The sequence below is a fragment of the Priestia sp. JNUCC 25 genome, from assembly GCF_053667915.1.
This window is the reverse complement of record NZ_CM132211.1, coordinates 3,264,224-3,285,912: the sequence shown is the minus strand read 5'-3', so window position 1 is coordinate 3,285,912 and position 21,689 is coordinate 3,264,224. Positions and strand designations below refer to the sequence as shown.

Below are 21,689 nucleotides of genomic sequence, written 5' to 3'. Positions count from 1 at the left end.
TTTATCCTCTATATTGTACGGTTAAGCCTCTTAGGAATTTTCGAGCAAAATTCTCTTTGCACGGTTTGTAATTTTTGTGGCCTTTTTTTCGTAATAAAGCACCTAATTCTGCTTTAGATACGCGTATTCCACCGTCGTCGAATACTTCTAACATCTCTTCACTGGTTAGGGACAAAGCAATTTTTACTTTCTTTAATAAGACGTTGTACATATTTTGATTGCTCTGAACCGGCGCTGGCGGTGCTTGCCCTGGTTTAGGGTCTTGTTTTCCTCTTTTAAAGGTAATAAAACCGTTTAAAAAAGAATCTAACATACCGTTACTGCACGAGATGTGTTCGTCCGCATGAACTGCATCCTCGTCTTCTTCGTCCGGTGTTCTCGTAAGGATCTTTAATACGTCTTCTTTTGTTACGTCTACTCCGCCAAGATTAAAGATCTCTACCATTTCTGTATTTTTTAAATCCAAGGCATATCGTAATCTAATTAAAATATCGTTATTATCCATTCTTGCTCCTCCTATAACTTGCTTGCTGTATGTAAAAATCGTGACTGCCACAATCTGAACGGACTTGGTTAATATCAGTACAATTATAGTAACAGGTTCCGCTGGAATTCTAAGTTATTCCATTCATTTCTACAAACATATAACTTCTCATATTTATCAGCCTTCGTCAACTCTTGAAAAAGAAAGATTTGCTCATATTATGCCCGAAGAGACTCTTTACCATAACAAAAATTAGGCGCCGCAGTCTGCTAAAGGAAGCAGAGGCAGCTTTCTTTTTTTAAGAACGTTTAGGACAATTTTTGAAGTTGGCGGATCCCTGTGTGCTGCTAGAATGATATATCTTACTAAATAAATAGTTTTACGTATTTATTAAGTATGTAATTAGGAGTATGATAGTAGTAAAAAAAGAAAGAGGTCAACAAATGAATTCAACGTACTCACCAAGAGAATCAACCAAAATCAAAGCTTTATCCATGCATGCGCTTTTTATCGCACTGACGTTTGTAGCGACAATGTTTATCAACATCAAGCTTCCAATCATGGGTAACGGAGGCCTTATCCATTTAGGCAACGTTCCTCTTTTTATAGCAGCCTTTCTTTACGGCAAAAAGACAGGAGCCATCGCTGGGGCTTTTGGAATGGGTTTATTCGACCTCATCTCCGGCTGGACAGCATGGGCGCCGTTTACGTTTATTATCGTAGGTACAATGGGCTTTTTAGCAGGTCTTATCTCAGAAAAAGCACCTGGTAAAAGAGCACTTGTGAACACACTGGCAGTTGTTGCTGCGCTGATTGTAAAAATCGTAGGCTACTATTTTGCCGAAGTGATTCTTTACGGTAACTGGATCCTTCCGCTTGGCTCTATACCAGGAAATGTGATGCAAGTTGTTATCGCCGGTATTATCGTCGTTCCGCTTGTAGGACGTTTAAAGAACAGAGCGGTACAGATTTAATTGGTCAATCGTAAGTCGTTTTACCATTATCCTATCCTTAAGTGATATACTTGATAGATATTCATCAAGTGAAAGGAGCGGAAAACACCATGAAATATTTAAAATCACAGATGAAGCAGCTCATTAAAGACAATCAGGAACTGCAAGGTAAGCTGAACGGACTGATGAAAGAGCACAGCCTTGAAAAAAACTTTGCTCTTAAAGCTCTGTACCATGCAGAAGTAGCTGAAGGCGGGAAATATCAGCTTGCCTATCAAGCATTAGACGCACCGAAAAAGTAATGGCCTTGTTGCTCATTCGTATATTTCTTCATTATAAAAAGGCAGCCAAATCGCGTATTTGGCTGTCTTTTTTAGCAAATAGAATGACATAGAATTATTTTGGGTTTTGCACAACTTCTTTCTAACTGCTTAAATCTTGATAAATAGGGTATTGAAAAATAAATGCTAGCGATCGTTCTAATTATATAAGAAAAGAGGAAAATAGCGATGACCGTATCTGCTTTAGAACAAGCAAAAGTAGAATTATCAAATGGAGAAACAGTAAATTACCGAATGAAAAAGGGCGGAAAAGAGGTACTTTTGTTAATTCACGGAAACATGAATTCTTCCCTTAACTGGGATGTGTTAATGAACGAACTTCCAGAACATATCACAGCTTATGCGATCGACTTAAGAGGATTTGGAGACTCCACTTATCATACACCTATTCACACAATCAAAGACTTATCAGATGATGTCAAACTGTTTGCAGATGCTTTAAAGTTGTCTGCTTTTACAATAAGCGGGTGGTCATTAGGAGGAGCAGTTGCTATGCAATATGTGATTGATCATCCGAATGATGCTAAAAAATTAATTTTATTAAGCTCCGTCAATATCAAAGGCTATCCGATTCCAAGAAGAACGTTTCTAGAACTGCCTATTCCTAACAACTTTATACAAACCAAAGAAGAAGTAAAAGAAGCATTTAGAATGGTAGAAAACGCGAAAGAAACAAAAAACACATGGTTTTTAAAAATGATGCTGCGTCAATTTTTATATACAAAAAATAAGCCGTCTGCTGATCAATTTGAAAAATATTTAGAAGAAACGATCAAGCAGCGCAACTTAATTGATATCAATTACGCACTCATGAGATTTAATATTTCAAACGATTTTAATGGTGTTGTGGAAGGGACAGGAGAGGTGGGAAAAATCACGATTCCGACTATGGTTATTCAAGGAGACGAAGATAAGATGGTTTCGACAAGAGATGCATCTGACATCGCGAAAGGCATAGGGGAAAATGCGACGTTAAAAATTATGAAAGGTGTAGGTCACTGTCCGTTGTTAGATGATTTAAGCAGTTTAATGGACTTATACAACACTAATTTAAGCATGGCTTAAATTAGTGAGATTTTCGCTGTTAACAGAAGTTTTATTATTGCTAGATGCAGCATGTTCTAAATCCACACAAGCAAAATGAGCTGCCTGCAAAATGCTTTGAGATGAACAAAGCCTGTTACCTTCTGAGGAAGCAGACAGCTAGTAAATAAAACAATCACAAAAAACGTAAGGTCTTTTCAAAAAGGCTTACGTTTTTTTATTGAGTGGACTTATTATATTTAATGTTGTTTTTCAAAATAAAGAAACAGATTGGTAATCCATTTTGATAGCAGTATCACAGCCAGATAAAATACAAATAAATAACCGTAAGTAGCCCATTCATGCAGCTGGAAAAAGCCAATCCCTGTTAATAGCGGTTTGAAAATAAAAGCAAAAAACAAACAAAGAGCAGTTGCATATACATAGTAATTTTTATGATGGTTAATTGTCCACTGATAAAGAAGCATAAAAGAGACAGGAATAAGCGAAGCATCTAGGCTAAAGCTTACGGGTATGATTGTGTTGATTTGGTAAGGATACGTCCACAGCCCGTTATAAACTCCAGCGGTGTCAATATAGTGAAACCAAACGTGCACGTTAAATCCATAAAACCCTAAGTGAAAGGCTTTTTTTCGGTCAATTAAAAAATAGAGAATGACTAAAGGTAAAATGAAAGCGCCCAAGGTAACCCAAAACTGCCAAGAACTTGGAGTGGAGTAGTGCTGCCAATATTCAGCCCACGTTTTGGCTAGATTTTCTTGTATGCTATGTATTTTTTTAAGATATTCCTGTTGGTTTGGTGTCAATGCAATCCATCCTTTTTAAGTAAGCAAAATTTCGTTACTTTTAAAATGCCCTTTTCTTAAATTTTGGATACCTTTTCCTATTAAGATGTTCGTAACTTTCTGAGGAGAAATTATGCTTTTGATACATTAAGTGTAAAGTATGTAGTATTTCATTCTTTTATAGGCACTCCTCGGCTTTCCGCTATGCTAAAATAGTAGCTATAAAAAAGAAGAAATAAGGGAGCGTATAAATAGTCATATTTTAAACATAGTGATAGCAGTTTTGTGTATGATGGTTGGTTTAATGATCCTTTCTTTATCTCGGTCATTATCCGATGAATCAATGAAGCGGGTTCGGATTAAAGGTCTCCTTATCCCCATGTATTGGATAGCTAAAGGATGCTTTGGCGTATCGTTTGAGCGGTTTGTACGTAAATCGATGTATGTATTTGGAGTGATCTGCATGCTTACGTCGGTCTTGCTGCTCGGAGAGGCCGTTTATCAGCTCATCATTTAAAAAGCAGTTACAGCGACTGCTTTTTTTCCATTTTTATGAAACTTTTAGCGCAGTTTTTACGTATAAAAGGTATCAAAAAAATAGTAGAAAAAAGGAGTGGTTTTTTGTCTCCAGAAAAGAAAAAGACAGATTATCTAGGAATGGGGTTAGGGATGGGCGTTGCGATGGGGGCTTCTCTCGGTATGCTTATGGATAATATTGGGTTCGGCATTGCGATTGGAACGGCCTTAGGAGTTGCTTTTGGAACGGCAATGAACCAAAGGAATAAAAAGGAATAAAGTTTTGAAAGAAGGAGTTCAGAATGAAGTATTTTGACGAAGCAAAAGAACTATGGTTAAACTATGTCCCGAGAAATGGGCAGTCGGATATCGTAGAAGGAGAAGTCATCCGGGCCATTGAAAAGCTTCGCTGTGAAGCTCAAGGCAACGGAAATGCCAATTGGGACGGCGGATTTGAGATGCTGGTGTTATATATACTAGACGTATTGAATGATCCGGACGTATTCAGCACAGCTATGTTAGCCGAAATAAAAGCCGATGTTCACACCTTGCTCACTTCGGCAGAAGATCCGTATTTAGAAGACGACGTATACGATCGTTTGACCGACCGCGTCATTGAGTGGCATATAGCCAAAGGCGGACCTATCAAACGAGAAAAAAATCCTCAATTGTATAGATAAACGTGAGAAAGGAGCTGTTTTAAACAAGCTCTTCTTTTTTTGAGTTTCTGAAGCTTTATTTAACCAACGGGTATCTAATTGCATCATGTGCTAAATAAATACATATAAAAAAGCAGCGGTTTACATCGCAGCAGTGTAGCATAAGCTTCTTAAAAAATCGATTCATAAATGGTTAAATGTTTGCTGACCTCCATAAAAAGTTCATAACTGACGCTGTTGCAAACACGTATAGTATTATATCTTTTACTAAATAAGAGATAAAGGAGAAGCGCCGATGTATATTCCAAAGTATTTTAAAGTGAATGAGGAACAAATAATGTATGAATTTATTGAAGACAATGGATTCGCCACTTTGTTTTCGTATCATAATGAAAAGCCTTATGCTACTCATTTGCCCCTGATGTTAAACCGGAAAGAAAAAGCTTTATACGGACATTTTGCTCGTCCGAATCAGCAGTGGAAAGATGCTGAAAATCAAGAAATTTTGGTTGTGTTTCAAGGGCCTCACTGTTATATTTCACCTTCTTGGTATGAAACGAATCAAGCTGTACCAACATGGAATTATGAAGCTGTTCACGTGTATGGAACCATGAAAATGATTGAAGAACCAACAGAACTGCTTGGGCTGCTGAGAAAGATGGTGGAGAAATATGAAAGCCCGAGCAGTACATATACACTAAATGACGTTGATCCTGCTTATATGAATGGTTTAAGCAAAGGAATCATTGGGTTTAAAATCGACATCAGCAAAATGGAAGGTAAACAAAAGATAAGTCAAAATCATTCAGTCGAAAGACAGCAGTTAGTCATAGAAAAATTAGAGCAGACATCTCGTGAAAATGAAACAAAAATTGCGGAGCTGATGAAGCAAAATGTGCAGCGCGTGCTTAAGAAGTAACCGCTGTTGGAAAAGATCAGCAGTTTGTTAAAGGGAAGATAAAGAGAAACTAACTATGTGTTTAGTTTCTTTTTTATGTTCACAACATTTTCTTGTTATTGACAAACAGGCTGTATATCCTTTAAAATTATCTTTAATTAAAGATAATTAAATTAAAGATAATTTTAGTGGAAGTTAAAAAATTTATATATTATGAAAAGAGGCGGAGCAGATGGAATTGTTAGGGTTGCATCATGTATCTATTTTGACGGGGAAAGCTGAGAAAAACTATCAGTTTTTCACCAAAGTTTTAGGCATGCGATTAGTAAAAAAAACGGTTAATCAAGATAACACTCAGTCTTACCACTTGTTTTATGCAGATGGAGAAGGGACGCCAGGAACGGAAGTAACGTTTTTTGATATTCCGGGGCTTGCAAGAACGCATCAAGGTGCATCTGACATTTCGACTGTTTCGCTTCGCGTTAAAAGTACGGATTCTTTACACTTTTGGAAAGAGCGCTTCGAGCAGTACGGAGTGGAATATGAAGAAATAGCTAAACGAGCTAATCGTGATACGTTAGCATTTAAAGATTATGAAGGGACACGTTTGCTTCTTGTTGCGGACAACGGTGAAAAAGGGGTAAGAGCAGGTGTGCCGTGGAAGCGCGAAGACATTCCGTTAGAACATGCGATTATCGGTTTAGGACCGGTCACGCTAACGGTGGGTACGGCAGAACCAACTGTTGACGTACTGACAAATATTATGGGATTTCGCTACGTGGGTTCTTATCCATCTCTTGCAGGAGATCATAGAGATATTTTGGTTTATACAACAGGTGAAGGCGGAAGCGGAGCCGAAGTTCATATTGAAACGAGACCCGATTTGCCGAAAGTTCGCTTAGGGCGCGGTGGCGTTCATCACGTTGCATTCCGTGTTCCAAATGAAGAAGAATACAATAAGTGGGCAAGTCGATTAAATGAAAACAGTCTGCCGAATTCCGGTAAAGTAGAACGATACTATTTTAAAGCACTTTATTTCAGAGAACCAAACGGCATTTTATTTGAATTATCAACGGACACACCTGGATTTGCGACCGATGAACCGCTTGAAACGATGGGCCAAACATTAGCGCTGCCGCCATTTTTAGAGCCTAAGCGCAAAGAAATCGAAGAGAAGCTGAGACCGCTAGATTTGGACGAAACGCTATAGAATTCTTAAGGTGCCTGCCGCCTATTAAGACATTAAAAAACTCCAGTATTAATACTGGAGTTTTTTAGGTTAACACTCATCGTGCCAGAAACCGCAACCACATGCACCAATAATAATGAGTAAAATAAACAGTACGATGATAATGGCGAAACCATTACATCCATGGTGAGGAACGCCATATCCACATTCAGGAACCACATATCCATAGTCAGGCATTGAATATCCGCAGTGTGGAATCATATGATCATAAGCAGGAGCTGTATAGCCGTGGTGAGCCATAGCAGGTGAGAACGGCATATTTTCATTAGAACTAAAAGGTGCGTTTACGTTATTATGCATTTTGATATCTTCCCTTCATTTATAAAGCTTTGATAACTTATTCATATGTTCCAAGGTCCTCATATGAAGCTTATTCACAGCCCAATTATGGTTGATTAACTATATTTTATGGTGAATGGAAATGAAGCAGTGAGTTTTACGATGCTTGCGGCCTTATAAGTTATGTCAGAAGGGAAGGGGTTTACCTGATTTTGATTGCATACCGCTGTTTCTAGAACGGGTTATGATGAACGTTTTGATTTTCTTAATTCTATATCGTATACGTACCCAAGCTTTCGATGGTTCATAACGTCTTCAGGGGTTGTATTCCAAGGATACATCGGATCTCTAAAGTTTTGACCAAATGGCCCGTTTTTCATCGGCTGATAGTTTTGATTGCGATGAAAAATTTGCCATACAGCCCAAATACGATCCACATTTGCGTGGTGTAAAAAGAAGACAGGATCATTCGGAGCAGTAGGGACAACGCCCATCTGTCCGCCAACCCAACGGTGTACGCGATTGTGAAGCTGTGGCCCGTTAATAAATCCTTCAAGCTGATTACGAAAGCTGTTTTGGCTGGTCATATCCCAAGGCGGCGTGTCATATTGAGTTATTTTTAAAGCATCGAGCACATCATCTCGAGTAGGCAATGTAGGTGCCTCTTTAGTTGCTCCAAAATTACGTTTTAGCCCTCCAGAAGGATTTCCTTGTTCATCGATCGTCGTCCAGCGCCCAGCTGCAAATGGCCCGGTATCGACGATAAAATCTTTTTTTGGATTTCCGTTTCCTCCCATAAAATCTGCACTCCAAATTTGTGACTGTGAGGGATCCTGCAGCTGTGCGTCCGTTTCCCATTCCCAATAAGGAAGGGTTACTTCTGGATTGATTGATTGAAGGTCACGTTCGAATCGTAAAAGGTATTCACGATGCCACGGCAAAAAAGCAGAACTCATATGTGCTGCATTTCGATCGCTGCCCGGAGGAGTATGAAATTTACCTGCTGCACCATGCCAGGCTATATAGCGGTCATATATCCCTTTTTCCTTTAGTATTAGCACGGTACGAACAAAATCTCTTTTTTCCGTGTCGGTAAGCCGTAATACGTTTTTTCTAACTCTGTACTTGTTACTCATTTTTTAACCTCTTTCTAAAAAAGAAGCAAGGGGCTGTTTCTTTTTTATATTTAGAATATGTCCAAGAGGTAAGAGTGCTACTGTAAATTTACAGAGACTTTTTTAAAGGTGTAAATCATAAATAGAGGTAAAATAATAAAAGCAGGCATGCGCCTGCTTTTATTCACTGCATTATTATTAATGACCAATTGGATACATGGTCGTTACGCTGTAGTCGTAGTCTTTGCCTCTGTAGTCAGTATACACAACTCTAACTTCTTGGTTTAAGGAACTAATATACTTTTCTTTAACGTAGTTGCCAGATTTATTATTGGTGCCGTCGTCACCTTCGTTGATGACTTCTTCAGCAACAGACATCGCTTGTTTTTCATTTAAATACTTGCTGAATTGGCTTTTACCTTGGTAATTGTCAACGCCTGGTTTTTGCATATGCGCGACAATGTGGCAATATCCGTATTTATCATTTCCTTCTTGTAAGACAAGTTCTTTGCCGGTAAATAACCTGTCGCTTTGAGTCTCTGCAGAGCATTGGTTGCTTGATGTAGTGTCCGATGTGCTACTCGATGTGCTGCTTGAATTTTCATGCTGCTGAATGAGGGAAATGGGCGAATTGTTGGTAAATACAGCGATGAGAGCAATAACAAGTGCTACAATAGTGTATAGTATTTTGCTGTTTTTAAAAAAATCCATTTCTTTATGTGTCTCCTTTTTGAATCAACGTTAAAATCAAATCGACTTTCTTTTCTAGCTGATCAATTAAGTTTTGTTTTACTTGTTCTGATTGTAATAAAGCGCTTCTTAGTTCGTCCATATCTTTTTGCATATACGCACGGTTTTCTTTTTCTTGCTGCAGCTCTTTTTGAAGAGCGTGTATCGTGGACAGCAATTCTTTATCTTGGTTCATTTCTGCGTTCACCGCCTCTGTGTTGATAAAAAGCAACTTATGCCTACTATATAAAATACCACTATCTCCGCTGTAAATCGACTATTTGGATAGGAAATGAGTCCTCCCGGGTGAGGTTTTAGCAGGATATTGCTAGTTGAGAGGAGAATAGTATGGTTTACCGTAGGTAGATAAGCTGCGCAGAAAAGAGGGAAGAAAATGTTTCCGGAATTAGAGACAAAACGGCTGATATTAAGAAAAATTGTAGAAGATGATGCCGGTGAGATTTTAGAATGCTTTTCTGATGAAGAGGTGCTGCGCTATTACGGGCAAAAACCTTTAGAATCGATCAACCAAGTGAAGGAGATCATTAAGGATTTTTCCAAAGGCTACGAAGAAAAGCAATTGATTAAATGGGGGATTCAGCTAAAAGGAAAAGAAAAGCTGATTGGAACAATAGGGTTTCAAGAGTGGTCTTCTGAGCATAAGAAAGTAAACGTAAGCTATGCTCTTTTTCCAGAGTATTGGAACAAAGGATACGCAACAGAAGCCGTTCATGAAGCGATTTCTCATGGCTTCAACGAACTTCAATACAATCGCATAGGAGCGATTGTATTTACACAAAATAGTGGATCTATCGCCTTGTTGAGCAAATTAGGATTTAAAAAGGAAGGGATGCTAAGAGAGTACATGTTCCAAAACGGCATCCCGTTTGATACATATGTTTATTCGCTGCTGCGCGGGGAAGCCAAGATATAATTGTGAGCATAAAAAAAAGGAACATGGGGAGATGTTCCTTTTTTTATGCTTACATTTTTTGTTAGAACGTACGTGCAGCTTCTTTAGCGCGAGCAATGCCGTCTTCTTTAATTTCTTGTGCTTTATCTGGCATTGCAGCCTGTCCTTCTACAAATAGGCTTCCAATAGAAGGAACCCCGAAGAAGTTCATCATAATGCGCATATAGCGGTGACCCATTTCTAGTTCACCAGCAGGGCCGCGAGAGTAGATACCGCCGTTTGCTTGAATATGATACGCTTTTTTATCTGTTAATAGACCTACAGAACCTTCTGCTGTATATTTAAATGATTTTCCAGCTACTGCTACAGCATCTAAGTATGCTTTCATCACTGGTGGGAATGAGAAGTTCCACATTGGTGTAACAAATACATATTTGTCTGCTTGAGCAAATTGGTCACTTAACTCGTTTAAGCGAGCAACTTTGCGCTGTTCTTCAGGAGTAAGCGCGTCAAATTCTGCGCCGCTTCCAAGTTTACCCCATCCGCTGAATACATCGCCGTCGATGTGAGGGATATGTTCTTGATATAAATTAACATGAACAATCTCATCCGTTGGGTTTACTTCTTTATACTCGTTAATGAATGCGTCTCCCGCAGCCATACTGAATGATTGCGTAGCATCGTTAGGGTTTGCTGTAATATATAATACTTTTGCCATAATTCTTTTCACCTTTCTGTCTTCAATATATAAATGTTGTTTCATGAATTAAAGATAATATGTTCGAAAACATCTACTACGTTATTAATAGTAACTTACGTAACAAATTTAGTCAAAGGTTTTTTATTTGGTTTTATCATGTTTAAAACTTTTCTTGCTGATAACATATTTTCTGTTTTTATGCGTAAACCCTTTTAAGAAAAGGATTTACGCGTCTTACAGTACGATTTTAAATGTTATGATTTGAAAATAAATATCTTTTTTTGAAGGTGAATAATTTAAAAAAGAAAAAAGAAAAACATATATTTACATAACCTGCGTTATGAATAGTAACAAAAAATAACAGCGTTTCATCTTTCCTTTAAACCTATTTTCAGTGCAAACCGAGCAGGAAGGTGATCATTATTTCAAGGGAAATATAAGGGAGGGAAGAGTAAAGAAAAAGACCTCGATCTGCTTCGAGGTCTTTTTCGTTTCTATTGAATTTAAAATGTTTTGGCCATTGAATGGGCTTTTTGGAATGCTTTTTCTTTAATTTGCGGAATTTGATCCGGGAATTTTACTTGTCCTTCAATAATAATGCTTTCAAACGCTTCAATGCCAAAGAAATCCATCATAATTTCTAAATAGCGATGACCCATTTCTCTTGCCATTTCAGGGCCTTCTGAATACACGTCTCCGCGGGATTGAATGTGTATCGCTTTTTTTCCTTTAAGCAATCCCTGAGCGCCTTCTTTTGTATATGTAAAGGTTTTACCTGACACGGTGATCGCATCAATGTACGTTTTCATAATCGCAGGAACCGAAAAATTCCACATTGGCGTGACAAAAATATATTTGTCAGCGAGTACGAACTGTCCGCCTAGTTCGGCTAATCGTCCCACTTTTAATCGTTCATCCGTTGATAAATCCTGAATGGAAGAGTGAGAACGAAGCTTTTTCCATCCGTTAAATACGTCTGCATCTAAGTATGGAATATCTGCTTGATATAAATCTAAATGAACCACATCATCTTCTGGATGTGTTTGCTTATACACGTCGATAAATTCTTTCCCCACAGCCATGCTAAGCGATTCGTCTTCAGCTAAAGGGTGTGCAGTAATATAGAGAACATTTGCCATGATGCTCATCCTTTCTACGGAGTAATTTTAGTAACTGACATTAATCTTGGACCCAGCTTTCTGCCCACTGGCTAATCGGCCCTAATATTTTGCCTAGCTCTGTTCCTTTTTGAGTCAGCGAATATTCAGAACGAATAGGGCGGTCGGGAATAACATTTCGGACAACGATGCCGTGGTCTTCAAGCTCTTTAATCCGTTCTGTCAAAAGCCTTCTGCTTAAGGCTGGTATACTTTCATTTAATTCACTAAAGCGTTTAGGACCGCTCATAAGTACATAAATGATTAATCCTGTCCACTTCTTGCCAATCAGTTCGAAACTTTTTTCTACTTTAGGTTGAATATCTTTTGGTTCGTCCATATTACGTATCCTCCTTCAAACAATATGGATGAAAAATAACTTATGCATTTATTGTAACAGAAAAAGCATAAAAACATGTGGAAACTTTGGGTGAAGCAGGGTGAAATGAATAATTTCACTAGTATTTGTACCTTGCTTTTCACTTTTTGAAAATCTTTCACACATAGGCTTGTTACAGCATACGATGTACGAATTCATTTTAAGAAAAGGTGGTATGGCCATGGCAGGAGTTATTAACATCTGTAACACAAGAATTAATGGTATGGCGAGGAACGGATCGATGAATTTTGGAGAAGTTCTTCACAACGGACACACAGCGGATGTTAAATCTGTTGGAATCAACTCAACCTATGGAGACATTTCAGCTGCTTGTGCGCGAATGAAAAACACAAATATGGATGCAGATATATTTGATCAAACGGCTGTTGCGAATATTGACGGGGTATATGGAAATCAGCAATAGAAATCATAGAGATAAAGCGGCTTATAACAAGCAAAGTTATAAGCTGTTTTTTAATGTTGTTGTATAGTAGGATACCTTCTATTTACTAATGATAAGCGAATGTAAATGTTCGTTCTAATTATAATGATAGAGCGAATCTGTTATATACGCCTTTTCTAAAAAAATTATATATTGTACAAGCACCCGGTCATTTATTGAATAGTATATAGAGGAAAAACAAAGAAAGGATGATTAAAATAGACTTGTATGATTCCTATTACAACCGTTCTGATGGAAAATACTATATTAAAAAGAAAAGAATCTTAAACCCTTAAAAGAGTCTAAAAATAAAAGGGATAAAGTAGATAATCCATTATATAAAATGAGTATAAAAAATAATCACAAACACCCTATTAAAGTTAGCATCGTTATGCCCACTTATAATAAATATTATCAAACCTCTCTTTCGCTTTACGGTTTATCAAAACAAACGTTTCCTTAAGCTGAGTATGAAGTCATTTTAGTGGATGACGCTTCTTCCGATAATACGCCCAACATTTTTAAAGAAGCTGATGTCCCGTTCAAATTTAAGTATATCGGTATGAAACAAAATAAAGGGCGTTCCTCAGTACGTAATATAGGAATTAATCATGCTGAAGGAAATCTTTTAATCTTTTTAGATGGAGAAATGCTAGCGCCTCCTGCTTTTATTGAAAATCACTATAAACATCATGTGCATGAATCCAATCTTGTGGTTACTGGTGCCATGCATTATGAGGGAGTCTACACGTTTATTATGCCAGACTATAATGAAGATCAAGTGGCTCACTTGAAAGAACTAGTCAGCAGGGATCCTGAGTATAGAAGATTGTATGAAAACTATGAACAGACGCAGCAGCATTCAAATGTTCCTTGTCCTCTTGTAACAAAAGAAGATATTAATACAAACCGTTTTCAACGTTTATCATTTCCTAATCGTTATTTCCTTAACAGCGGGCTAAAACATTTCGGAGAGCGACTTGAAGGATTTACACTACCTTATATTGCATTTTTAAGTGGAAATGTATCAGTAAGAAAAGCGAACTTAAAAAAATCCGGTCTTTTTGATGAAACGTTTGTTGGCTACGGGGCAGAAGACTGGGAGCTTGGATATAGATTGTATAAAAATGGGGTGCAGTTTGTTTTAGATCCCTCTACGGTTGCCTATCATCAGGAACATGGGATATCGAAGCGGAAAGTGAAAGAGCAGTGGGGCAATCACTATCGTTTTGTTAAAAAACATCCCAATATAGACGTTCTTATTCTATCTCTTGAATGGAAAGAGCTTCCGTTTATGCATATGCACCAAACACTAGTTGAATATAAAGAGCTGAAGAAGCGTTTTCCTGACGAATACAATGAACTTACACATGCTTTTCGCGTCATGCTTTTTAGAATTATTGAGTATTTAAATAATGGATAGCCTGTGACGAAACTATATGAACTTCCTCCAGGCTCGGAAGAAAGAATAAAAATTCATCAGCAGCTTGAAACGCTGCGCCCCCGCGGATTTGACTACTTGGCGAGTTCTTTTGAACAAATCTATTACCTTTAGTAATTAACACTTTCAAAGAAAATATAGTATCGTCTCGTGAAAATCGTCTCACTGCAAAAACCCCTCAACTTACGCAAAAAAATTGAGGGGTTTATTTCTATATCTATTTTTTATATAAGGGGAGAACACATGAATCAAAATTCACCAAAATATGTTGCTTTAACGTTTGATGATGGGCCCTCAGCCTACACCGTTGCTATTTTAAAAATTTTAAAAAGATATAATGTACGTGCGACATTTTTTGTCGTAGGTGCAGAAGCGGAAAAATTTCCAAGATTAATCCGACGTATTCATAGAGAAAAGCACGTAATTGGAAATCATACGTGGAGTCATCCTGATATTACAACTCTTTCTAAACGCGAATTATGGAAAGAAATCACTTCTACAAATGCTCAAATAGAGAAAATAATAGGTTGTTCTCCAAAGCTGTTTCGTCCACCTTACAGTTCGATAAATGATACAGCTCTTGCTGATATTAAAGAATTGGGAATGACGTCTGTTCTATGGAATGTAGATAGTCAGGATTGGCGTGAAGAAGATCCATTGGCCATATGCAAACATACGATTAAAAATCTACAAGAAAAGAATCTTATTGTCATGCACGATGGGGATCGATACGGCAGCGGAGCGCGAGACCAAATTGTTACTTCATTGCCGAAACTTATTAAGTATTTAATAAATAACGACTATCAATTTGTAACGGTTCCTGAATTTCACCGAGTGGCATTCAAAATTGAAGGATGGTCTTAAGCAAAAAAAGGAATACCCAAGAGGTATTCTTTTTTCTATTGTGAAACAAGATAAAATCGAGAAGGGTTACATGTGCTAATTGATAGAAAGACTAGGTAGAGAAAAGTATTTCACCTTATAGAGGAATTGATTGTTAGGAGATGTCTTACTTATACGTTCAATATAAATAAAATTGGTAAAAAATGAATCTTTTTAGAGCATGATTCGTACTAGTAAGTAGATACATAATTTTGATGAAGAAAAGAGGTAGTACATTGAAAAACAAAGGTTTGATCGCTACGATCATTGTGCTAGTGCTTGTTGTAATTTACGGAGTGAGCTCTTACAATAGTCTCGTTAGCGCAGAGGAAGATGTAGATAATAAATTTTCACAAATAGATAATCAACTGAAAAGAAGATCTGATTTAATTCCGAACTTAGTGGAAACCGTAAAAGGCTATGCTAAGCATGAGCAGGAAGCAATTGATTCGGTCACTCAGGCAAGAGCGCAGCTAGCGGGAGCTAAAACTCCTGAAGACAAAGCTGATGCTAATCAACAGTTAAGCGGTGCATTAAACCGCCTGCTCGTAGTGGTTGAAAAATATCCGGATTTAAAAGCGAATGAAAACTTCAGAAGCTTAATGGACAGTTTAGAAGGAACAGAAAATCGACTCGCTGTAGCGCGTAAAGACTATAACGATGAAGTTGCAAAATACAATAAATCGGTTAAGAGATTTCCTAAAAGCATGTTAGCGGGTACGTTCGGCTTTGAAAAAAAGCCATATTTTGAAGTAACAAATGAAGAAAAAGAAGCGCCGAAAGTTGATTTTGGGAGCGATAAGTGATGAAATTTCTTGCTTCGTTTGCTTTATTATTGTCTCTTTTATGTAATACGGTAAGCGTTGCTTTTGCTGCACCTGATATTCCAAATCCGGTAGGCGATATTTATGTTCAGGATTTTGCTCATTTATTAAACGATCAGGAAAAAGCTGATATAAATCAAATGGGCAGAAAGTTAGATGATGAAACGAAAGCTCAAGTAGCGATTCTTACCGTGAATTCATTAGGTGATGCGGATGTAGAAGAGTACGCAAATGAAGCGTTTCGAAAGTACAAACTTGGTGATAAAAAGCTGAACAATGGCGTTCTTATTTTGCTCGCTAAAAAAGAACGAAAAGTTCGAATCGAAGTAGGATACGGGTTAGAAGGAGCCATCACCGATATCAAATCGGGAGAAATTTTAGATTCTTATGCTATTCCTAACTTAAAAAATGGCAAATACGATACGGCGCTAGAAAGCACATACAAAGCTGTTTATAACCAAGTCGTAAAAGAGTATGATTTAGGAACAGATTTTGAACAAAAAGTACCAAAAGCAGATGCTCCCTCTGATAGCGGCGTTCATTTAACAACTCTTCAAACGCTGCTGATTGCAGCTGTTATTGTGGGCTTGCTTATTCTCGACTTCGTCTTTTTTAAAGGAGCGATTACACAATTTCTGCTAAACTTCCTTGTGATGTTTGGAGGAAGAGGCGGTGGCAGCGGCGGCAGCGGTCCTCGCGGAGGTGGAGGCGGCAGTTCTGGAGGCGGTGGAGCGAGCCGAGGCTGGTAAAAAGATAAGAGTAAAAAGAGGCTGGGATAAAATTAGGTTAGTGGAAGGAAGATACGAACGAGATGGATTCTTAATTGAGAATCCAACGCGTTCGGTTTTTTTATTTGTATGGTGAACATAGCTTTCATATCTTCATTCAGTTCCTTCTAGCAGTTGATTGGAGGGCAAGACGAAGACTCCTGCGGGAAAAGCGGTACAGGTGAGACCCCGCAGGAGCGCAAGCGACGAGGAGGCTCACCGGCCGCCCGCGGAAAGCGAAGTCTTTCACGGAAATCAACTGCGGTGTCAAAAGCGGTTCAACTCATGTATCCTAGTTGTACGTATTTAAATCGAATTAATTAGGTATGTCTCAACCTCTTTTTTGCTTTGTACAGTTATACCTTAAAAAATAGATTTTTTCCATTATATAAGCATAATCAGAAAAATTTAGGGAACTAAGAAAAAAGTTAGAGATTTACAAATAAAAAGGAAGGTTTTATATGAATACATTTAGATGGATAGCGGCAAGGAAACAGCTCTCTCCTCGTGCTTTTAAAGATGAGCTAAATAGCCAAATATGGTTTAGTCCCTTAATTTATGCTCTTTTTTCTGTCCTTTTAGCTGCATTGACGCTGTTTCTTGATTATTACTGTAAAGTAGGAGAGAAGGTTCCTTCATTTTTTTCAATCAACATGGATTTAACCAATACGTTAGTGAGTACGATTATGCCCGGAATTCTATCGATTACGACGTTTACCTTTAATTTAATGCTTGTTGTGTTTACATCATTTGCAGCTCAGTTTTCTCCTCGCGTGTTAAAAAACTTTGCTTCTTCTAAATCTACTCAGCGAATTCTGGGGATTTTTATAGGGAGTTTTTTGTATACACTTTTTGTTTTTTTATTTTTAAACAGCTCTCAAGTAGACGGATATTTTGCGATTCCATTTGTGACGACGGCGCTATCGGTTTTTAGTGCGGGCACGTTTGTCTATTTTATTAATCACTCTGTGAAGTGGCTGCAAGTAAATCATATGACTCAATCGATGAAAACAGCGTCCATAAAAGCAATTAAGACAACAATCCGCGAGGAACTGGAGATTCATCGAACGCAGTCTAGTCATAGCGAACAATTTTCCTTTCCAGAAGGAGAAAAAAAGCCGGTATGTATTCAAACATCTGGCTATATTCAAACAGTGAACTACAGCCAATTGATTCACTGCGCCAAAGAGCATAATTTAGTTATAAAAATGGAGCGTGAAGTAGGGGATTATGTGCTCAGCGGAACCGTATTATTTTATTATTGGCATAGAGATTCGACAGAGCAGGATGAAATGGATTGTACCGCCTTTCACCAATATATCCATGTAGGGAAATCTCAGACTGATATTCAAGATACTACGTATATCATTACGAAGTTTGTGGAGATGGCAGTTAAATCACTAGGGAATGATGATTTCAAAACGGCGGTTAACTCCATTCATCAAATTAGCGATATTCTTCGGGAAATTTGTGAAGCTAGTCAATTTTCTTCTTATTTAGTGGATGACAGCGGCGTGATACGAATGGTGATTCCTGATAAAAAATTTGAGGACTTTTTATATGATGGATTCGCTAATATCCGGCACTATGCGAGGCGGAATATTATCATTACGATGGAGCTGCTCAAAACGCTTGGAAATCTCGCTGAGACTATTGGACCAGCTTTTTACGATGACATCTGGGAGTTTGCTGTATACATTTCTAAAGGCTTTGAAGAAGAGTATTTATTTGTTCAAGATAAAAAGTACTTTTTACATATTCTTTATGATTTAGCTATTTCTACAAAAAAAGAAGAGCAATATGAACAAATCGCCAAACAAATGAAGGGATAAAAAAGCCGAAGTCAGACGCTGACATCGGCTTTTTCTTTATTTATTTGAACGTTTTAAGATGCTTTTAGTATGTGAAAATGTATCGAAGCTTGCTTTTCCGTGATACGCACCCATTCCGCTGTCACCAACGCCTCCAAACGGAAGATAGTGAGATGTCATATGGTTAATCGTATCGTTAATAGAACCGCCGCCGAATGACACGCTGTTTAAGATGCGATCTTGGACTGCTTCATCTTCAGAGAAAAGATAAAGTGCCAATGGTTTTGGACGTTTTACGATTGCTTCAATTACTTCTGAGATTTCATCGTATACGATGACTGGAAGAATTGGTCCAAAGATTTCATCTTGCATCACATTGTCTTCCCATGAGATGTTGTCAAGAACAGTTGGTTCAATAAACAGACGAGAACGATCCGTTTTGCCTCCAAAAACGATATCTCCGTTTGTTAAGAAGCTGTTAAGACGATCAAAATGCTTTTCGCTCACTACGTGAGGGAAGTCTAGATTTTGTGAAACATCTTCGCCGTACGTGTTTGTTACGACTTGTTTTAGATTAGCTAGCAGCTCGTCTTTTACATTTCGTTGAACAAGAATGTAGTCTGGCGCTACGCAAGTTTGGCCAGCATTTGCAAATTTACCGCGCGCAATGCGTTTAGCTGCTTCTTCAATATTAGCATCTTCGTGTACAATTGTAGGACTTTTTCCGCCTAGTTCTAGCGTAACAGGCGTTAAATGTTTAGCAGCAGCTTCTGCCACAATTTTGCCGACCATTGTACTTCCTGTAAAGAAGATGTAATCAAAGTTTTCTTTTAGTAAAGCAGTGCTTGTTTCCACTTCACCTTCGACTACAGTCATGTATTCTTCAGGGAAGTTTTCATTAAACATCTTAGCAAGAAGGCTTGACGTATGAGGTGTTAATTCAGAAGGCTTTAACACCACGCAGTTACCTGCAGCAATCGCGCCTACTACTGGTGATACAGCAAGTTGGAACGGATAGTTCCAAGGTGCAATCACTAGAGCTAAACCGTACGGATCTTGATAAATATAGCTTTTTGCTCCGGCGTGAGTAGATGGTGTTTCTACTTCTTTTGGCGCTGCCCATTCTGCAAGATTCTTAACTGCAAAGTCGATTTCGCTTAGCACAAGACCAACTTCTGCACGTTTTGCTTCAAATTCTGGTTTGTTAAGGTCAGCTTTTACTGCTTTTAAAATGTCGTCTTCATGACGTACAACAAGTTCTCTTAATTTCTTTAGCGTTTCGATACGGAACGCAACGTCTTTTGTTTTACCGCTATTAAAGAATGAAAGCTGTTTTTTTGTAAGTTCTTGATAGTTATTCATTGGAAAGTCTCCTTTTACTTCACATTTTTAGCTCTTTATTTATTGAATAGAACTAGCTGCTTATTTCCAAGTTGTAACCGTATTGACCGGTAAACGGTAAGAAGCATGGCCTTCGCTTGCTGCTTTTCCGATTGAGATAAGCATAATCGGAACATAACGTTCTTTATCCAGACCGAATGCTTCTGCGATTAATTCTTTTTCGTATCCGCCGATTGGATTTGTATCATATCCGTGAGCGCGAGCAACAAGCATAAGCTGCATAGATACAAGACCTGAATCTATTAAAACGATGTCTTTCATATCAGCTTTTGGCATGTTTTCGTAAATCGGCTTAAAGAAATTTAGCTGCTGTTCTTTAATGTCTTGAGGCATATAGCCAAGCTCTACGGCTTTGCCAAAAATTTCGTCTGCATATTCGACGTTGTTCATGTCGCCAAATACAGCAATAACAGCTGAAGATGTATTAACTTGTTCGCTGTTAAATTTCGCAAGTTCAGCTAATTTTTCTTTTCCTTCGGGTGTTTCAATCACAACAAAGCGCCATGGCTGCATATTAACAGAAGAAGGAGCGCGCATAGCTTCGGTAAGAATTTCCTCCATTTCCTCACGGCTGATTTTTACTGAAGGATCATATTTTTTAATTGAACGGCGTTTTAAAGCAATTTCGTTAAAGTCTTTTGTAGTCATAGTCATTATTCCTTTCTTTTTAGGCGTTAAACTTATTTATTTTCATTTCCATATTTTTGATTGTGGACAATTGTTTGATATATCAATAATTGATACATCAACAATATAATACATTGATTTAAGAATTGCAAGGGAAAAAGTTTAAACTTGTGAAAAGGTGTTAACTTAGAAGTGGGAAGACTCATTCTCCAGGGAACAAACAAATATGAGGAAAGTGAGAGATAAAAATAAATTATAAAAATGATCAAACAAAAAGTTTGACTACTTTATCTCTCTTAGTTACGATAAGTAACGAAAAGAAACAAAAGTGAATTTGTCTCTTTTTAAATGACGTACAGTTTGAGAAAGAAGAGACAAAGAGATATTTCTTCTCTATTTAAAAACCTAAACTGTATTTATAATTAGTACAGTATAGCAAGACATATCACGCAGGAAAAGTAGGAGGACTTCAAGATGTACACAGATTTAAAAGATAAAGTAGTAGTTGTAACAGGCGGATCAAAAGGATTGGGTCGCGCAATGGCCGTTCGTTTTGGTCAAGAGCAGTCAAAAGTGGTTGTAAACTACCGCAGCAATGAAGAAGAAGCGCTAGAAGTAAAAAAAGAAATTGAACAAGCTGGTGGCCAAGCAATTATTGTTCGAGGCGACGTAACAAAAGAAGAAGACGTTGTGAATCTTGTAGAGACAGCTGTTAAAGAGTTTGGCACATTAGACGTTATGATTAACAATGCTGGTGTTGAAAACCCGGTTCCTTCACATGAATTATCGTTAGAAAACTGGAATCAAGTAATCGATACAAACTTAACAGGCGCGTTTTTAGGAAGCCGCGAAGCGATTAAATATTTTGTTGAAAATGATATTAAAGGAAACGTTATTAACATGTCCAGCGTTCACGAGATGATTCCTTGGCCACTATTTGTTCACTATGCAGCAAGTAAAGGCGGTATGAAACTAATGACAGAAACATTGGCTCTTGAATATGCGCCAAAAGGTATCCGCGTAAATAACATTGGACCAGGCGCGATCGATACGCCAATCAACGCTGAAAAATTCGCAGATCCGGAACAGCGTGCAGACGTAGAAAGCATGATTCCAATGGGCTACATCGGCAACCCGGAAGAAATTGCATCAGTTGCAGCATTCTTAGCATCGTCACAAGCAAGCTACGTAACAGGTATTACACTATTTGCTGATGGCGGTATGACAAAATATCCTTCTTTCCAAGCGGGAAGAGGTTAATAAATAAAGCTGAAAGAAAAAAGACCTTGGGAT

General features: G+C 37.9%; 29 protein-coding genes. 18 read left to right on the top strand and 11 right to left on the bottom strand.

Going from position 1 to position 21,689, the window contains the following annotated elements:
* Position 1: 1 nt before the first annotated feature.
* Positions 2 to 505: a YehS family protein gene (locus JNUCC25_RS17065; protein ID WP_013058091.1), complete on the bottom strand. Its 504-nt coding sequence runs from the start codon at positions 503 to 505 to the stop codon at positions 2 to 4.
* 422 nt (positions 506 to 927) lie between these two features.
* Here JNUCC25_RS17065 and JNUCC25_RS17060 point away from each other — a divergent pair, with 422 nt between their 5' ends.
* From JNUCC25_RS17060 to phaZ, 3 genes are all read left to right on the top strand, one after another.
* The gene (locus tag JNUCC25_RS17060) at positions 928 to 1,458 is read left to right on the top strand and encodes an ECF transporter S component (RefSeq protein ID WP_045291057.1); all 531 of its coding nucleotides are present in this window, start codon (positions 928 to 930) and stop codon (positions 1,456 to 1,458) included.
* Between the two features lie 89 nt (positions 1,459 to 1,547).
* Positions 1,548 to 1,739: a hypothetical protein gene (locus JNUCC25_RS17055; protein ID WP_013058089.1), complete on the top strand. Its 192-nt coding sequence runs from the start codon at positions 1,548 to 1,550 to the stop codon at positions 1,737 to 1,739.
* 207 nt (positions 1,740 to 1,946) lie between these two features.
* Complete coding sequence (phaZ, locus tag JNUCC25_RS17050) at positions 1,947 to 2,843, top strand: intracellular short-chain-length polyhydroxyalkanoate depolymerase (RefSeq protein WP_263032892.1); 897 nt, start codon at positions 1,947 to 1,949, stop codon at positions 2,841 to 2,843.
* 218 nt (positions 2,844 to 3,061) lie between these two features.
* Here phaZ and JNUCC25_RS17045 read toward each other — a convergent pair whose 3' ends face one another.
* Positions 3,062 to 3,628: a CBO0543 family protein gene (locus tag JNUCC25_RS17045; RefSeq protein WP_029323158.1), complete on the bottom strand. Its 567-nt coding sequence runs from the start codon at positions 3,626 to 3,628 to the stop codon at positions 3,062 to 3,064.
* A 268-nt stretch (positions 3,629 to 3,896) separates the two neighbouring features.
* Between JNUCC25_RS17045 and JNUCC25_RS17040 the strand changes: the two genes are divergently transcribed.
* The 5 genes from JNUCC25_RS17040 (at position 3,897) to JNUCC25_RS17020 (ending at position 6,890) form a co-directional block, all read left to right on the top strand.
* A complete protein-coding gene (locus JNUCC25_RS17040; protein ID WP_063672158.1) occupies positions 3,897 to 4,124 on the top strand; it encodes a hypothetical protein in 228 nt (75 codons plus the stop codon).
* A gap of 104 nt (positions 4,125 to 4,228) precedes the next feature.
* On the top strand, positions 4,229 to 4,402 hold the full coding sequence (locus tag JNUCC25_RS17035; RefSeq protein ID WP_171843223.1) for a hypothetical protein: 174 nt from the start codon (positions 4,229 to 4,231) through the stop codon (positions 4,400 to 4,402).
* 23 nt (positions 4,403 to 4,425) lie between these two features.
* The gene (locus JNUCC25_RS17030; RefSeq protein ID WP_013058086.1) at positions 4,426 to 4,803 is read left to right on the top strand and encodes a hypothetical protein; all 378 of its coding nucleotides are present in this window, start codon (positions 4,426 to 4,428) and stop codon (positions 4,801 to 4,803) included.
* Between the two features lie 274 nt (positions 4,804 to 5,077).
* The gene (locus JNUCC25_RS17025; protein WP_029323155.1) at positions 5,078 to 5,701 is read left to right on the top strand and encodes an FMN-binding negative transcriptional regulator; all 624 of its coding nucleotides are present in this window, start codon (positions 5,078 to 5,080) and stop codon (positions 5,699 to 5,701) included.
* A 211-nt stretch (positions 5,702 to 5,912) separates the two neighbouring features.
* Positions 5,913 to 6,890 carry a ring-cleaving dioxygenase gene (locus JNUCC25_RS17020; RefSeq protein WP_029323152.1) on the top strand — a complete coding sequence of 326 codons (978 nt, stop codon included), beginning with the start codon at positions 5,913 to 5,915 and terminating at the stop codon, positions 6,888 to 6,890.
* A gap of 69 nt (positions 6,891 to 6,959) precedes the next feature.
* On the opposite strand, the gene JNUCC25_RS17015 is transcribed toward JNUCC25_RS17020, so the two are convergent.
* The 4 genes from JNUCC25_RS17015 to JNUCC25_RS17000 form a co-directional block, all read right to left on the bottom strand.
* Positions 6,960 to 7,229, bottom strand: a complete 270-nt coding sequence (locus JNUCC25_RS17015; protein ID WP_029323149.1) for a YjcZ family sporulation protein — start codon at positions 7,227 to 7,229, stop codon at positions 6,960 to 6,962.
* A gap of 221 nt (positions 7,230 to 7,450) precedes the next feature.
* Positions 7,451 to 8,344 carry a tyrosinase family protein gene (locus JNUCC25_RS17010; RefSeq protein ID WP_078082006.1) on the bottom strand — a complete coding sequence of 298 codons (894 nt, stop codon included), beginning with the start codon at positions 8,342 to 8,344 and terminating at the stop codon, positions 7,451 to 7,453.
* A gap of 177 nt (positions 8,345 to 8,521) precedes the next feature.
* Positions 8,522 to 9,034, bottom strand: a complete 513-nt coding sequence (locus tag JNUCC25_RS17005) for a hypothetical protein (protein WP_029323144.1) — start codon at positions 9,032 to 9,034, stop codon at positions 8,522 to 8,524.
* Positions 9,035 to 9,038: 4 nt separating this feature from the next.
* Entirely contained in the window at positions 9,039 to 9,248 is a 210-nt protein-coding gene (locus tag JNUCC25_RS17000; RefSeq protein ID WP_029323142.1) for a hypothetical protein, read from the bottom strand.
* A gap of 198 nt (positions 9,249 to 9,446) precedes the next feature.
* Here JNUCC25_RS17000 and JNUCC25_RS16995 point away from each other — a divergent pair, with 198 nt between their 5' ends.
* Positions 9,447 to 9,986, top strand: coding sequence for a GNAT family N-acetyltransferase (locus tag JNUCC25_RS16995; protein ID WP_013058079.1), 540 nt, complete (start codon positions 9,447 to 9,449; stop codon positions 9,984 to 9,986).
* 61 nt (positions 9,987 to 10,047) lie between these two features.
* On the opposite strand, the gene JNUCC25_RS16990 is transcribed toward JNUCC25_RS16995, so the two are convergent.
* The 3 genes from JNUCC25_RS16990 to JNUCC25_RS16980 all read right to left on the bottom strand — a co-directional run bounded on the left by JNUCC25_RS16990 (position 10,048) and on the right by JNUCC25_RS16980 (position 12,162).
* Positions 10,048 to 10,683, bottom strand: a complete 636-nt coding sequence (locus JNUCC25_RS16990; protein WP_013058078.1) for an FMN-dependent NADH-azoreductase — start codon at positions 10,681 to 10,683, stop codon at positions 10,048 to 10,050.
* A gap of 485 nt (positions 10,684 to 11,168) precedes the next feature.
* Positions 11,169 to 11,804, bottom strand: coding sequence for an FMN-dependent NADH-azoreductase (locus JNUCC25_RS16985; protein ID WP_013058077.1), 636 nt, complete (start codon positions 11,802 to 11,804; stop codon positions 11,169 to 11,171).
* A gap of 40 nt (positions 11,805 to 11,844) precedes the next feature.
* Positions 11,845 to 12,162 (bottom strand): winged helix-turn-helix transcriptional regulator, encoded by a 318-nt coding sequence (locus JNUCC25_RS16980; protein ID WP_013058076.1) that lies wholly within the window; start codon positions 12,160 to 12,162, stop codon positions 11,845 to 11,847.
* Between the two features lie 220 nt (positions 12,163 to 12,382).
* Here JNUCC25_RS16980 and JNUCC25_RS16975 point away from each other — a divergent pair, with 220 nt between their 5' ends.
* From JNUCC25_RS16975 to JNUCC25_RS16940, 8 genes are all read left to right on the top strand, one after another.
* Entirely contained in the window at positions 12,383 to 12,625 is a 243-nt protein-coding gene (locus JNUCC25_RS16975; protein WP_029323136.1) for a spore germination protein, read from the top strand.
* 502 nt (positions 12,626 to 13,127) lie between these two features.
* Positions 13,128 to 14,066: a glycosyltransferase gene (locus JNUCC25_RS16970; RefSeq protein WP_258198271.1), complete on the top strand. Its 939-nt coding sequence runs from the start codon at positions 13,128 to 13,130 to the stop codon at positions 14,064 to 14,066.
* 3 nt (positions 14,067 to 14,069) lie between these two features.
* Complete coding sequence (locus JNUCC25_RS16965) at positions 14,070 to 14,198, top strand: hypothetical protein (RefSeq protein WP_258198270.1); 129 nt, start codon at positions 14,070 to 14,072, stop codon at positions 14,196 to 14,198.
* A 129-nt stretch (positions 14,199 to 14,327) separates the two neighbouring features.
* Positions 14,328 to 14,948, top strand: coding sequence for a polysaccharide deacetylase family protein (locus JNUCC25_RS16960; protein WP_029323133.1), 621 nt, complete (start codon positions 14,328 to 14,330; stop codon positions 14,946 to 14,948).
* 254 nt (positions 14,949 to 15,202) lie between these two features.
* The gene (locus tag JNUCC25_RS16955) at positions 15,203 to 15,772 is read left to right on the top strand and encodes a LemA family protein (protein WP_013058074.1); all 570 of its coding nucleotides are present in this window, start codon (positions 15,203 to 15,205) and stop codon (positions 15,770 to 15,772) included.
* Positions 15,772 to 16,539: a TPM domain-containing protein gene (locus JNUCC25_RS16950; RefSeq protein WP_029323131.1), complete on the top strand. Its 768-nt coding sequence runs from the start codon at positions 15,772 to 15,774 to the stop codon at positions 16,537 to 16,539. Before JNUCC25_RS16955 ends, JNUCC25_RS16950 begins: the two co-directional genes overlap by 1 nt.
* Before the next feature lie 153 nt (positions 16,540 to 16,692).
* Positions 16,693 to 16,881, top strand: coding sequence for a hypothetical protein (locus JNUCC25_RS16945; RefSeq protein ID WP_078082004.1), 189 nt, complete (start codon positions 16,693 to 16,695; stop codon positions 16,879 to 16,881).
* A 137-nt stretch (positions 16,882 to 17,018) separates the two neighbouring features.
* On the top strand, positions 17,019 to 18,389 hold the full coding sequence (locus JNUCC25_RS16940) for a DUF2254 domain-containing protein (protein WP_029323129.1): 1,371 nt from the start codon (positions 17,019 to 17,021) through the stop codon (positions 18,387 to 18,389).
* A gap of 36 nt (positions 18,390 to 18,425) precedes the next feature.
* On the opposite strand, the gene JNUCC25_RS16935 is transcribed toward JNUCC25_RS16940, so the two are convergent.
* On the bottom strand, positions 18,426 to 19,730 hold the full coding sequence (locus JNUCC25_RS16935) for an aldehyde dehydrogenase (protein ID WP_029323127.1): 1,305 nt from the start codon (positions 19,728 to 19,730) through the stop codon (positions 18,426 to 18,428).
* A 60-nt stretch (positions 19,731 to 19,790) separates the two neighbouring features.
* On the bottom strand, positions 19,791 to 20,417 hold the full coding sequence (locus JNUCC25_RS16930) for a nitroreductase family protein (protein ID WP_081715138.1): 627 nt from the start codon (positions 20,415 to 20,417) through the stop codon (positions 19,791 to 19,793).
* 453 nt (positions 20,418 to 20,870) lie between these two features.
* Here JNUCC25_RS16930 and gdh point away from each other — a divergent pair, with 453 nt between their 5' ends.
* Complete coding sequence (gene gdh / locus JNUCC25_RS16925) at positions 20,871 to 21,656, top strand: glucose 1-dehydrogenase (protein ID WP_013058068.1); 786 nt, start codon at positions 20,871 to 20,873, stop codon at positions 21,654 to 21,656.
* Positions 21,657 to 21,689 lie beyond the last annotated feature (33 nt).